The following is a 13,559-nucleotide window of genomic DNA, read 5'->3' on the forward strand; positions in this document are numbered from 1 at the left end:
CTTCCGTTTCATTCCGTCCGTCCCTCCAAGGGCCGGTCTCTAGTTCCAGGTGGATGAAGAAACGGGGGGCACGTCAGGATCGCCCTACGTTTATGGTCGAGCGACCAAGCGCGCCGACAGCGCGCCCGGCAGTATTTACATGCCTCAATCGCGCGGATGATCATGCGCACGGCCGCAGTCAGCGAACCTTTAACCTGGTGAGCCGTAGGTGTCGGTATATGCCGCCGTTACCGAAGGCTATGGCCAGGCGGCGACAAGCGGGGGCATGGCACACGTGGTGACGAACGGTCCGTCCATGGGTCAGGACGAAGCAACAGACTGCGCGCGACGCGTGCGGTTGCTGTCGATTGCCATCCTGCTGGTGTTGGCATTGGTGGCGATGGTCATGCCGCAGATCATGGGACGGATCGGGTCCCCGCAGCCGACGCCGACGATGCTCTATGCGCAGGATCTGATTCTGCTGCCGCTATTCTGCATCTCGGTTCTGCTGTTCGGATCGGGCAGATCGGAGATGGGGACGCCGGCATCGCTTCGCCTGACGCGAGAAGGCCTGGCGGTGGCGGCGGTCGTAATATTCGCGATTTGCCTGTGGGGGCATGAATTAATCTTCCAGGGCATGGATTTCAGCCGTGACGAGCAGATGGCGGTGTTCGATGCGGCCGTGTTCCACAGCGGGCAGCTGGTGGCGCCAATCCCGCTCGCCTGGCGCGAGATCGCGCCCGCGCTGAACCTGCAATTCATGCTGCCGCTGGGCGATCATGCGGCATGGGTCTCTGCCTATCTGCCGATCAATGCCATGATGCGTGCGCTTGTCGCCACCGTCATCGATCCTCTGGCGACGTCGCCCTTGTTGGTGGTCGTCGGACTGCTGGCTCTGGCTGCGATCGGGCGGCAGCTGTGGCCGGATTCGCCGGGCAGCCAGGTCGTCGCGTTGCTCTGCTACCTGTGCTCGTCGCAGGTCGTGATCACCGGCATGACCGCCTATGCCGTCTCGGCGCACCTGGCGCTCAACCTCGTGTGGCTGCTGCTTTTCATGCGCGGCGACCGGATCGGATTCGCCGGGACGTTGATCGTCGGCTTCCTGGCGACAGGGGCGCATCAGCCGAGCTTCCATCCTTTGTTCGCGCTACCGTTCGTGCTGGGGCTGATATGGCGGCGGCAATGGTGGAGCGTATTGGGATACGGGATCGGCTATACGGTGATCGTTGGCTTCTGGCTGGCGTGGCCGGTGTGGCTGAGCGGTCAGGCGGGGCCGGTACCGGCCGCAAATGATGCCGAGGGGATCGATTACGTCACGCGCCTGCTACACGTCCTTGCGTTGATCAACCGCGGCGCCCTCTGGACAATGGCGGCCAACCTGATCCGGTTCGTCACGTGGCAACATTTGTTGCTGCTGCCGTTGATGCTGCTCAGCGTGGCAGGGGGGCGTCGATCGCCGCTCGTATTGCCGCTGGCGATTGGCATCGTGCTGCCGATCCTCGTGATGGGCGTGTTGCTACCTTGGCAGGGACATGGCTGGGGCTATCGCTATCTGCACCCGGTGCTCGGCAACGCCTGTCTGCTCGCCGGTTTCGGGTGGCAGCGCGTGGAAGCGCTGCGGCTCGACCTGCGCCGGCCGATGCTATGGACGACCGTTGCTAGCGTGGTGCTGCTGCCGGTCCATGGCTGGATGACGTATCGGATGGTCGCCTCGCAGGCGGTGCCAGACCAAAAGATCGCGCGAATGGCCGCGGATATAGCAATTGTCGACTCGGCGCCCTACGGCGCCAATTTAGTTATAAACGCCCCCGACCTCAGCAACCGTCCGATTCGATTGCAGGGCTGGACCCTGCGGCCTGCCGATATCGCGGCGTTGTGCGGGACGCGCTGGATTGCCTTCGTCGATGCGCCCCAGCTCGACAGCCTGAACGTCTACTACAATGACAAGCCCGTCGCCGCGCCGAGTCCGCACCAGCGCTTGCTGCATGCGGCCGCGCGCAATGCGGGATGTCATGTGGATCAGGGAGTGAGGTCGCCGATCGCCGCGGCGACCGCGGCCGCCATGCCGGGCCAGCTGTAGCATCGCGCCGCCTGCGCCGCCATCTCAGCGGGCGGCGCGCCAGCGGGCAGCCTATCGATGGCGGTTGCGACCCGTTCCGCCGTGCCGACGGGATCCGCGAGGTCAATATCGGCATGGTTGATCCAGACGCGCGCGTTAGGATCGGCGTGGGCGGTGTCGGTGCCGCACAGGACGCGCAGCCCGCTCGCCAGCGCTTCTTGGACGACCAGCGGAAAGCCTTCGCCGACGCTCGGCAGCAGCAGGAGATCCGCCGCGCGATATAGGCCGGCGAGCGTCGAGGAGGGCTGTTGCGGGATTACGGTAACGTTTGGCAGGCCCCAGGCGCAGGGATCGATCGGGCCGCGACCGACCAGGACGAAGCGCAGGTCGGGCCGGCGCCGCGCGAGGGCGGCGATGACGTGCAGCCCCTTCTTTGCGACGAAGCGCCCGACGAACAGCATGATCTGCTCGTCACCAAAGCCGTATCGCACCCGAAGCGCGATGCGGGCATCGGGTGATGCGGGGTGGAACAGGGCGGTATCAACACCATTGAACACCAGCCGCGGAGGGCGGCGGAAGCGGGCGTCGGCGAAGCGGTCGCGCACCGTCGCGCTGATGAACACCACCTGGTCCGCGGCGCGCAGCATTGGTCGCGTGACCGCTCGGTTGGCGAGCGCCATTATGCCGCGTAGCACCGGGCTGGAAAAGGGAATGTCGGCGATATGCTGGATCAGCAAAACCGGCTTGCGATGCCGACGCGCGGCAATCACCGCCAGGATCGACGAGGCGTATAGCGCATCGTGAACAATCACCGCCTCGCTTGCGGCGACCGCGCGCCACAGCTTACGAACCGCTCCCGGCAGAGGGATCGGCATCGGCAGTCCGCTGAGGCGCTCCAGCCAGTCGATGCAGGCGAGGCCAATCGGCTGCGTTGCGCCGAGGTCGGGCAACGTCCCCTCCTGCGCGGCGGCCCATTGCGTGTCATGACCCGATGCTGCGAGTTCGCGGTTGAGATGACCGGCGACTAGCTCGATCCCGCCGCCATGCGGCGTGAAGAAATGCGAGGCGGTCAGAAGGCGCACGAGACTTAGCGCCGCTCCCAGCGCATGGCGATCTCAAGGCGATTGGGAAAAACCCGTGCCAGCAGGCCGTGACGATAGGTGTCGGTGCGCACTGCGGCGATGCGATAGCCGCTCGCAGCGGCCAATGCCTCCCAGTCGGCCATGCTCAGGTAATTGGCGCGGACCATGCCGGCGAAGGCGATATTGCCGATCATGTCGAGCGCGGTCAGCCGTGCATCGTCCACCCAGCCGCGCGTGGCATGATCCTTGATATAGAGCGGCCCGTCGACGACGCGGGCGATGTCGTGAAACAGGGGGGCACGGACCGCGACGGGGACGTGATGGACCACGTTGTTGATCGTTGCTGCATCGTGCGATCCGTCGGTGAAGGGCAGACGCTCGCCGTCATAGACGTGGGATGCGATCGTCAGTCCGTCGCAGAAGCGGTTCTCGACATCGACACTGGTGACGGCGTCGACCGGGAACAAATCTGCGATGCACTGTGCGATAACGCCGGTGCCGCCACCGACATCGAGCAGGCGGTCGTGCGGACCGCGCCACAAATCGCGCAGGCTCCGTAGCATGACAGTCTGGTAGTGCGGGCTGCGGTAGCGATAGAGGCCGAAATGCCGGCCAAGCGTCTTTGCCACCGCTTCAGGGGTGATCAGTGCGCCCGTGCGTGAGGCTGCGCTGGCTCGGCCGAAAGTCTGCTGAATCATGACGACATTCCTACGGTGCGGCGCGTCGGATGGGTGATCGCCCAGCGGCTGGAGAGGAAGTTGACGGCGAGCATCGTCGCGGTGACAGCGGGCGCGGCCAGCGCCATCGGCCAGTGCAGAACGCGTGCGAACAGCCAGAGCAGTAGCGTCGACATCGGCAGGTTCGCCGCCATTGCCAGAGTATAGCGCAGAAAGCCACGCCAGTGTCGGGGCGCATCAAAGGTCACCGCGGCATGGAGCGCATAGCCTGCGAGGCAGACGATGATGAACGACACAGCGATGCTGAGCCCCAGCGGCAGGCCTAATGCCCCGGCGCCGACCAGCACGGTGGTGTTGATGAGTGCGCAACTGCCGCCTACCACCAAGTAGCGCGGTATAAGGACGATCGGCTTCATACCGAGGCCTTCACGCAGCGCACGACGTAGATGCAGGCATTGTCTCGGATTAGCGCGGCCGGGGTGATTCGATCTTCCAACCAGCCGCGCAGGTTCATCACCATGGTAAGCAGTGCGGCGATCGGCGAACCAATCAGTGGCAACCGGCGCAGCACGAAGGCGAAGCCGGTCAGCCGAATGAGTGTCGTTGTGGCGAGTGGCCCGACCAACGCCTCTACCGTCTGCACGACGAAGCCGCGCGCCTCGATGTCGAGGATCAGTCCGGTACGCGTCCAGCGGCGATGATCTTCGGGGTGGGGGTGGTATAGCCAAGCGCCATGCGTCGACAGCAGCAGCGTGCCGTCGTCCTTCAGCACCCGCGCCGCCTCGGCCAGGTAGCGGTCGAGGTCGCGGACGTGTTCTAGCACCTGCACTGAAAGCACTGCGTCATAGCCTGCATCGGCGATCGGTAGCGCGCCCGACGGACTGATCGAAAGCGTTGGGGATTCGAAATCGGCGCCGGCGTAGCTGAAGCCTTGAGCTTCTACGATCGACCTGTAGGGCATCGATCCGCAGCCAAAATCGAGGAGATTACGCGACGCGGCACCGCGCCTGACCGACGCCAGTTCGCGGCCGATGACGGCACCGAGCTTGCGCAGCATCAGCCAGTCGGTGTGCCAGGGTCTCGGGGTCAGCCGCCGGGTGCCACTCTCCGCGTGCATCAGGCGTGACGGATACGGGGGAGGATATCACCCGACGAACCGCCGACTATGGCCAGCATGATTGCACCGAACATCGTCTGCAGTCCGATCGCGCCCAACGCCGCAGCGCCGACGATTGGCAGCACGCTACCGGGCGCGGCGAAATCGCTGGCGGTCCATCGCCATGCGGCAATGCCGCCGAGCAGAAGCGATGACGCAATCAGCACGACGCCGATCAGCAACAGGATCTCCATGCGCGCGACACGAAAAATGCGGATGACCCGGCGGGTGAGCAGACGATGACCTTCGCGCACGCTATGCAGGTGCATCGCGGCGGCCATGACGCCGGCGCCGTGACCGCAGGTTACGAGGAAGCCGGCAACGATCAGCCAGCTCGATCCGAACGGCCCCGTACCGGGCAGGATCGCCAGCTGGTGCAACAGCGCGACAGCGAGGATGATTGTGCCAGCCGTCATTGAGACGGCCGAGGGGATGCCAAAGGCCCAGGTCGGGCTCATGATGAGCAGATAGCGCAGGTGTCGCCAGCCGTCGCGCCAGGGCCGCAGGTGCGGCCCGCGGTTCCGTAGGTCAATCGACAAAGTTGCGGGCACCTCGGCAATGCGGAGGCGTCGCAAGCTTGCTTTGATCACCATCTCGCTGGCGAATTCCATGCCGGAGCTCGACAAGCCAAGAGTCAGTAACGCGTCCCGGCGGATTGCGCGCAGGCCGCAATGGGCATCGTCGATCTTGGCGTTGAAGAAGAGGTTCAGGATACCGGTAAGCGCGGGATTGCCGATGTAACGATTCTTCCACGGCATAGCGCCGCGGGCGACGCCGCCCTTGAAGCGCGATCCCATGCATAGGTCGGCACCTTCGGCGACCCGCCCGATCATCGGCACGCCGTCTGTGAAATCATAGCTGCCATCGGCATCGCCGATCAACAGATATCGACCAAACGCACCTTCGCATCCGCCGATGATGGCGGCGCCATAGCCGCGTGGGACGACGGGGACGACGCGGGCGCCGAGCGCCTCGGCGAGTGCCTGGCTACCATCGGTCGAGCCGTTGTCGGCGATGACGACCTCGCCCCCGAAGCCGTACTGCGCCTTAATTCGGGCGAGTGCGTCGTGCGCATTGGCGATACAATGCGGCAGGCTCTCGACCTCGTCGAGGCAAGGCATGACGATCGACACATCGATCGCCTGTGCGCGCTGACGCATGGCGATGAGCATTTCACTGCCGATGTCGCGCATTAAAAGCTCCCCCGTCCAATGCTGAGGGAAGTAATAGGTAATGGTTAACGGACGGTAGCCTAGCCTTTGACGATGACCGCTTGCAAAGGTGTTATACGGCCTCTTGTCGATATATCAGATCGCAGCGAGTGCCGCCGCTGCTACGAGTTTCCGAGGGCGTCAAACAGACAAGAAACCTATCCGCCTCTCATGCTCAGAGGTAGAGTATCGCCCGTTTCCCCAATGATGCTGGCTATCATCACTCCCTCGCGGTGGTCTGGTGCTTGTAAAGCTGTGGTGAAGTCTGCGCTCACAAGCAGCGGACGTTTCGCTCTAGCCCGGGAGCAGACGTTCGCCCGCTGAGCATAGCCGCAGATGGAGCGCTATCCTGCAGCTGAACAAGTGGCGGGATGTGGGAGGCCAGCAAAGCACGCAGATTGTCCACTTGTGGGTCACAGGGTCTAGTCCATTGACAGGCCATGCGTAGCGTCTGCTGCATGACTGGCGTTGGGGCGTTCGCCCCGAACGACGACAATGCTGCCGAGCACAATCAGCATTCCGCCCAGCAGGACTGGCCATCCCACCGGATCACCGAACAGGCCGATGCCGAGCGTGGCACCGATCAACGGCTCGATGTTTATGAAAACGCCTGCACTGGCGCTATCGACGCGGGCCGCACCATACTGCCACGCGGCCGTGGCGAGGAAGGTGGAGAGAAGACCCTGCCCGATGATCCCGCTCTAGGCGACCGCGCTCAGCGTGAGTGGGGGCGCACCATGTAGCAGCAGGGCGATCGGCAGCACGGTGAGCGTGGCCACAACCAATGTGACGGAGGGCACAGCCATCACCGATCGCGTCGCTGGCACGCGTTTTAGCGCCAGCAGCCAAGCTAGGAAGATCAGCAGCGATGCCAACGAGAGCGCGATGCCGATCGCTGTGCCGGCCCCGCCAGGCTTGCCAGCGATCAGAGCCGCGCCACCCGTCGCTGCGACGACGCCGATCCAGGAGGCGCGTGTGACACGTTCGCCGATCAGATACGCTGAGATCGCGATCAGCGCAGGCATCGCTCCGACCAGCAGGGCAGCAAGAGTGACGGTAACCCCGGCCAGCCCCTCGAACTGGATCACAAAGGCCAATCCATAAAACGCGCCCGCCAGCAGCACCGGTGGCGAACGGAACAGCGCTCGGGCCTCCTTCGTGGCAAAGGCGAATGGACAAGCGACGATGCTGGCAACGATGAAGCGGAGCAGCACCATATGCGCCGGGTCGAGTTCGCGCAGGGCCAACTTACCAAGCGGAAAGCCAAGCCCCCAGGCAAGTCCCGCCAGAGCGAGGGCAAGAAAGGCAAGACGGTTCATGCCGTGCCGTTGCCGTATTTCGCGCCTTTTGGCGATAGGCGGTGCCCGATGAACCAACGTCCGCTATTGACGAGCCGGGAATGAGCAGCGGACGGCCGCAACTGGGTCAAGCTAGCCACCGTCATCACCTTGAACGGCCCAGCTACATCGGCGGCGTCAGGCCATCCTTGCCGATCGCGACGAACTGCGCGTTCTTCTGATCGTCGGCCAGCTTGATGAACAGCTTCTGGCCTTTCGCGAGCGATGTCTTCTCGGTCGGTACGAAACGTACGACCGGCGTTCCTTCCGGGACGCTCACCTGCGCGGTTCCGCCCTTGTAGCCGACGGTCAGTTTCGTCGTTGCCGAGCCATTCTCGGCCGCAGTGACAGTGCCATTGGTCATCCCGCTCTGCTGCACGGTTCCGTTGGTCATGGCGCTCTGCTCGACCGTGCCGTTCGTCATCGTGCTCTGCGTAACGGGGCCATTGGTCATCCCGCTGGCGGCCCCGCTCGCTTGCCCGGCTGCCTGCTTCACTCCGGGTGTATCCCAGCCGTAATGGCCCTCACCGGCTCCGCGCATGGCCTCGGGAAAGATCACGATTTCGACCGCTTTCAGGTCGCCGTCCGGGCCGGTCGTCGCGGTGCCGATGAAGTCGCCGTTCTTGAGCGTGGCGAGGCTGGATTTGACAACCCAAGCGTATTTCGTCTGGCCGTTAAGCATCACCGGCATCGACGCGCCGTCGTAGGTGGTGACCGTCATTGTATCCGAATCGATGGTGGCGAGCGTGCCGCGCAGTCGGCCGGGCCCGTTGGCGCGCATCGCCGCTCCGTCGGCCGAACTGTTCGACGCGGTCCGCGCAGTCGAACCCGTGGGCGTTTGATCGCAGGCTGCCAAGCCAGTCAGCGCCAGTCCGATTAGCCCCAGAGTCGCCGTTTTTGCCATCGTCGAGTTCCTCGCAAAGCTGTTTTAGCCACCGCACCCAACGACCTAAACATCTCGCGGCCGACATCGTGCCCTGCGCACGGAACAGGGTGACTTCGCATCAGGACGATGGAGATTCGAATATTCAATCCCGGCAGAGCAGGCTTCCTGCATCGTGAAGGGGATTTTGCCACTTAGGTCGGCAATGGCCGAGATGAACAAACAACCGAAATCGGGGAGCCGCAAACAGTCCGCGAACGTCCGCAAATGGGTCCTCTTGGTCGCCTTGTCATCGGAGCTAAGCTGCTCGATCTTTGACCTTTGCGGTATGAGAAAGGGCCGCTGCGATTATCGCGGCTAAAGCTTCCTCAGCCTGCTGGCGCCCGGCAGGATCTTTAGCGAGCAGATCGTGCCTGATCCATTCGGGCGCTCGACGTAGGACGCTCGTGACCGAAGCAAGCTGCTCATCAGACATTGCGTTTGCAGCACTCTCTCGTTCGTTTGCGATCGGGTGTGAATGGATACACCCCTGCGGCTAGACCTTAACTTATCCTGCCACTTTGTCGGTCGACGTGGTGGGAACGGGCTCATTGCTGCGGCCAAAGCGTATGGCTGACGCCAACGCTGTGGCGTTGTATGGCTTCGGCAGAACTACACAGTCGATCTCGTTCGCCACGGCTCCGGGATCGCCGGTCGCGAATATGACGATGGCATCCGGCCGCAACGCGCGTGCTTTTTCGGCGAGCTCGCGTCCGGAAGCTCCTGGCAGGTTGAGGTCGGTGACCAGAACGTCGACAGGGGCCGTCTGCAGCGCCATCAATGCTTCTTCGGCGCTGGCGGCCTCGACCACGACGAAGCCGGCCTCCTTCAGCATCTCGCCAGTGTTGCCGCGGATCAGATCGTCATCTTCGACCAATAGGGCGGTCTGACGGATGGTCGCCGAAGATGCGATCGGCGCGGAGCAGGTGGTGACAAGCTCGGCGTTTGCAGCTGTCGTGGCAAATGTTTGCTTCCGCTGGCGCTGATTGGCCAGCACGTGCCGAAACTTTCGAGCCAACGCATCGCGCGTGTATGGCTTGGAAAGCAGCTCGACCCCTTTGTCGAGCTTGCCGCCGTGCACGATCGAGTTTTCGGTATAGCCGCTGGTGAATAGCACAGCGAGGTCGGGTAGCCGCTCACGGGCCTTGCGAGCGAGTTCCGGGCTCTTCAATGCTCCCGGCATGACCACGTCAGTGAACAGCATGTCAATTGCGACACCGCTTTCGATCACCGCCAATGCGCTGGTCGCTTCGGGCGCCTTGAGGACGCTGTAGCCAAGATCGGTCAGCATCTCGACGACAGTGGCACGAACCTCCTCGTCATCCTCCACAACGAGCACTGTTTCCGTGCCGCCAGTGACCGGTCCTGCATCGCTGACGACCTCAAGGTCCTCGGCCTCGGTCGCGCGCGGCAGGTAGAGCCGGATGGTCGTGCCCTCGCCGGGTTCCGAGTAGATCTTTACGTGACCGCCGGATTGTTTGACAAAGCCATAGACCATCGACAGGCCAAGACCTGATCCCTTGCCCTCGGCCTTTGTCGAGAAGAATGGTTCGAACACCTTGGCGATGATCTCGGGCGACATGCCCGACCCGGTATCGCTCACCGCCAGCATGACGTACTGGCCCGGCGTCACCTCGTCATGGGAGCGCGCATAGGCGTCGTCGAGATGCGCATTGGCCAGCTCGATGGTCAGCTTGCCGCGACCTTCCATCGCATCGCGTGCGTTGATCGCGAGGTTGAGTAGTGCGTTTTCGATCTGAGCGGGATCGATGAAGGTGTTCCAAAGCCCGCCGGAGAAGACGGTTTCCACCTCGATTGCCTCACCGATCGCACGGCGCAGCATGTCGTCCATTCCCTGCACGAAGCGCGTGACGTTAACGACTTTGGGCTCGAGCGCCTGGCGGCGCCCGAAGGCCAGGAGCTGCGCCGCCAGCTTTGCACCACGTGACACGCCGGCCATCGCGTTGTTGACGCGTTTCTCGGCGCGCTCGTTACCGGCAACGTCTCGGCTGAGCAGCTGAAGATTGCCGCCGACCACCTGGAGCAGATTGTTGAAGTCGTGCGCGACGCCGCCTGTCAGCTTGCCAACCGTCTCCATCTTCTGGGATTGAGCAAGTTTAGCCTCAGCTTCTCGCCGATCAGCGATTTCCTGGATGACACGGCTTTCTAGATTTTCATTGAGATGTCTGAGCTGATCCTCTGCCCGTTCGCGATGCCGGACCTGCCGTGAGAGGCTTTCGGCATGCTCGCGCAAGCTCGCCTCCGCCGCGCGTTGATGTGAGATATCGGTATGGACGCCGACCCACTCGGAAATCTCGCCGGCATCGTCGAGGATGGGCAGGGCCCGAATAGCAAAGGTCCGCCATTCCCCGTCGTAACGGCACACGCGATGTTCATGCACGAACATGCTGCGGGCAGAGACGGCCTGATTCCACGCGATGACGGTTGCCGCTGCGTCATCCGGATGAACGGCCGATGCCCATCCAAATCCCTGATATTGGTCTTGGCTCTGCCCGGTGAGCGCACTCCAGCCTGGCTGTTCGCCCACCATCCGGCCATCGGCGCTATTGGTCCAAAGCACGCCGTGCACGGCCTCCATGGCAGTGCGGAAACGGCTGTTGCTCGCCTTGATCTCTGCTTCGCGCTCGGCGCGATCGCCAATATCGATGCCGAGGATATAGACGCCGAGCGTCTCGCCGCTGTCCCCGACATGGGGTACATATCGGATCTCGGTCTGCCGTGGGCCAAGGGTCCGATGATGAAATACCGTCTCCGCGACGAGCGGGCTGCCCGTCAACGCGAGGTCTAGGTCTTTTATGCGGGTGCGGTACGCCTCGTCACCGATCACTTCCCGCACGGATTTGCCGACGACTTCACCGGGCGAGATGCCGAACCAGCTTTCATAATCGGCGTTGGCGAAGCGGTAGACGTGCTCGCGATCAACGTAGGACACCAGCATCGGCACGGCATCTGCGATGCGGCGCAGCTCAGCTTCGCTCGCGGCAAGTTTTTGCTCGGTGGCAATTCGGCCGCTGTTGTCGATGATGGTGCACAGCACGCCACCAGGCGTCCCATCCGCATCGTAAACCGGCGTGTAAAACAGGCTGAGGCCCAGCGTCTGCGGGCCATTGGCGCGCTGAAAGACGATCGGCTGATCAAGGTAGGATTGCGTCTCACCCTGACGCACCGCTGCCAGTATCGGACGGTTCCAGTCCCATACTTCGGGAAAGGCGTCCGCCACCGGTGTGCCGAGCGCCAGAGGGTGACGTTCGCCAGCTATATCTCGATAGGCATCATTGTAGAACATGATGTGGTCTGGTCCCCACATCAGCACCTTGGCGACCGGCGAGTTGACGAGATTTGAGATCGTGGCCCGCATCTCGTGCGACCATGCTTCCGGCATTCCTAGCCCCGTGCGACTCCAATCGCGGTTACGGATCAGGGTGCCGCACTCACCACCGCCCACTGGCCAGCCATCCACCACCGTCTGAGAGGCGCGGCGCGGACCGTCTCGCAGCGAACACAACCCCGCTCGAACGACCTCGCTGACATTGGCATAATCACCCGTTGCCAAGCTGCTTGAGATGAAGCTCTTCAGCTCGGGGGTCAGCGATACATTGCAGGAAAGGCGCGTCGTCATCATCCGGCTTTGCGCACACACCGCGCTTGTGTCAACAGATGGCACACCTCGACATCTAAGAGTACAGCTAGGCTGTACGCGCAACCACATCGGTCCGCGCAGCGTGCGCTTTGTCTAATTGGCGCGCTCATCCATCGCCCCTGTAATGCGCCTGCCCACGCTGTGACTTCCCAGCGAAGTTTCTTGGCTTCTGGTGCTCCTCACCACGCTCAGCGCTCATGAATGAATGGCAGAATCTGGGAAGCGGGCAGGGCGCTCCGAGCGGCCGGTTTTGGGTCGTCGCGGCGAAGCGGAGGGCGGCAGCTTTAGCCCAAGCTTGGACGACTAGGCTGGCAATCTGACTAAATCGAAAGCGGCCATTGGTTCAGGCCGACGATCCCGTGCTATGAACCAAGCCGCATTTGCCGGAGACCGTGGCGGTTATGTTACCGATGATATTGGTTTTACTGAGCGCGGTATCTGTGAACACCCCGATGGCGCCGGGGGTAGCAACCTTTGTGAAGGATCATCACCTCACTCGGTACAGCGTCGCGTTGGTTGATCTGAATGGCGATAACCGTGCCGAAGCACTGGCTTACGCAATGTCCACCTCCGCCGGGGGTCAACAATCCGACCTCTGCGGGAGCGGTGGTTGCGATCTTTATGTTCTATCCCTGACGCCAGCCGGCTATCGGCAAGTCTCGGATATATCCCTATCACGTGCGCCGATTCGGGGACTGCCGACCATCACGCACGGATGGCGCGATCTAAGTGTCACCGTCGCGGGTGGCGGGATCATCAAAGGTCACGAAGCGAGATTGCGGTTTGATGGTCGGAGCTATCCGACGAACCCTACGGTTTCACCAGCCCTCCCACTGAAGATAACCACTGGGAAGGTGTTGATCCCGAACGACCCGCCCTTGCCCTAATTCTGGTAGCGCCATCGGCTTGTTAGGGTTGGTGCCACGGCGTGTCGGCTATCGCCCTCGGCGTTTCGGTAAGCAGACGTTTCGCTTCCCCCCATATTAAGTCGGTGAGCTGAAAGGGTCAGGTGTCAGGCGCGGTCGAATTTCGGATATGAATGAATGGCCGAAATTGGAGAAAGGGAAAAGGTCACGAATGACCGCAAATGGGTCATGCCGTAAGATCGCGAGCTTCCACCGACCAACCATCCCAATGCGTCACGATATCGCGCGCGGTCTGAAACATGGCGAAATAAGTGCCGGTCGCGCCAAGCTGGTCTGCATACGGCTGCAGTCTGTCCAGCCACTTTGTGCGTACCTTCCTGACGTCGCTTGGCAGAAGATAACGATGCCACAAGCGTGCGACGCGATGTTCGGCGAATAGGCACTCAAGAACATCATGCATACGGGCTAAAGAAATGCCGGCATGCCGCGGTTTCAGTTCGCCGACCATCTGAGCAGGATAGATTTCGGGTCGCGTCGCAAGCAAGTCGAGAATGGCCTGCTCCAATTGCCGGTTGTCTATGGTCATGGTCAGCCTGGAACTCCAGCAAA

12 protein-coding genes are annotated in these 13,559 nt (G+C 62.5%); 2 read left to right on the forward strand and 10 right to left on the reverse strand.

All coding sequences use genetic code 11. The features are described 5' to 3' along the window. Positions 1-265: 265 nt before the first annotated feature. Positions 266-2,059, forward strand: a complete 1,794-nt coding sequence (locus V8201_RS18370) for a hypothetical protein (protein ID WP_336546202.1) — start codon at positions 266-268, stop codon at positions 2,057-2,059. Here the strand turns inward: V8201_RS18370 and V8201_RS18375 are convergent. From V8201_RS18375 to V8201_RS18415, 9 genes are all read right to left on the reverse strand, one after another. Next, positions 1,999-3,120 (reverse strand): glycosyltransferase family 4 protein, encoded by a 1,122-nt coding sequence (locus V8201_RS18375; RefSeq protein WP_271299852.1) that lies wholly within the window; start codon positions 3,118-3,120, stop codon positions 1,999-2,001. The two genes, V8201_RS18370 and V8201_RS18375, sit on opposite strands and share 61 nt — an antisense overlap. Positions 3,121-3,125: 5 nt before the next feature. Further along, on the reverse strand, positions 3,126-3,818 hold the full coding sequence (locus tag V8201_RS18380; RefSeq protein ID WP_336546203.1) for a class I SAM-dependent methyltransferase: 693 nt from the start codon (positions 3,816-3,818) through the stop codon (positions 3,126-3,128). After that, positions 3,815-4,213, reverse strand: coding sequence for a GtrA family protein (locus tag V8201_RS18385; protein ID WP_271299854.1), 399 nt, complete (start codon positions 4,211-4,213; stop codon positions 3,815-3,817). The genes V8201_RS18380 and V8201_RS18385 overlap by 4 nt, the downstream gene beginning before the upstream one ends. After that, positions 4,210-4,854: a class I SAM-dependent methyltransferase gene (locus V8201_RS18390; RefSeq protein WP_271299855.1), complete on the reverse strand. Its 645-nt coding sequence runs from the start codon at positions 4,852-4,854 to the stop codon at positions 4,210-4,212. The genes V8201_RS18385 and V8201_RS18390 overlap by 4 nt, the downstream gene beginning before the upstream one ends. A gap of 59 nt (positions 4,855-4,913) precedes the next feature. After that, positions 4,914-6,146 carry a glycosyltransferase family 2 protein gene (locus tag V8201_RS18395; protein WP_336546205.1) on the reverse strand — a complete coding sequence of 411 codons (1,233 nt, stop codon included), beginning with the start codon at positions 6,144-6,146 and terminating at the stop codon, positions 4,914-4,916. Positions 6,147-6,586: 440 nt separating this feature from the next. Further along, entirely contained in the window at positions 6,587-6,859 is a 273-nt protein-coding gene (locus tag V8201_RS18400; protein ID WP_336546224.1) for an EamA family transporter, read from the reverse strand. A gap of 6 nt (positions 6,860-6,865) precedes the next feature. After that, the gene (locus V8201_RS18405; RefSeq protein WP_336546206.1) at positions 6,866-7,483 is read right to left on the reverse strand and encodes an EamA family transporter; all 618 of its coding nucleotides are present in this window, start codon (positions 7,481-7,483) and stop codon (positions 6,866-6,868) included. A 142-nt stretch (positions 7,484-7,625) separates the two neighbouring features. Next, positions 7,626-8,405, reverse strand: a complete 780-nt coding sequence (locus tag V8201_RS18410; RefSeq protein WP_336546207.1) for a hypothetical protein — start codon at positions 8,403-8,405, stop codon at positions 7,626-7,628. Positions 8,406-8,931: 526 nt separating this feature from the next. Then, positions 8,932-12,063 (reverse strand): hybrid sensor histidine kinase/response regulator, encoded by a 3,132-nt coding sequence (locus tag V8201_RS18415; protein WP_373276503.1) that lies wholly within the window; start codon positions 12,061-12,063, stop codon positions 8,932-8,934. A gap of 473 nt (positions 12,064-12,536) precedes the next feature. Between V8201_RS18415 and V8201_RS19100 the strand changes: the two genes are divergently transcribed. Next, the gene (locus V8201_RS19100; RefSeq protein ID WP_505572744.1) at positions 12,537-12,971 is read left to right on the forward strand and encodes a COG3650 family protein; all 435 of its coding nucleotides are present in this window, start codon (positions 12,537-12,539) and stop codon (positions 12,969-12,971) included. 205 nt (positions 12,972-13,176) lie between these two features. Here V8201_RS19100 and V8201_RS18420 read toward each other — a convergent pair whose 3' ends face one another. Further along, positions 13,177-13,536: a hypothetical protein gene (locus V8201_RS18420; protein ID WP_271299860.1), complete on the reverse strand. Its 360-nt coding sequence runs from the start codon at positions 13,534-13,536 to the stop codon at positions 13,177-13,179. Positions 13,537-13,559 lie beyond the last annotated feature (23 nt).

Source organism: Sphingomonas kyungheensis (assembly GCF_037120395.1).
Classification (GTDB): Bacteria; Pseudomonadota; Alphaproteobacteria; order Sphingomonadales; family Sphingomonadaceae; genus Sphingomonas; species Sphingomonas kyungheensis.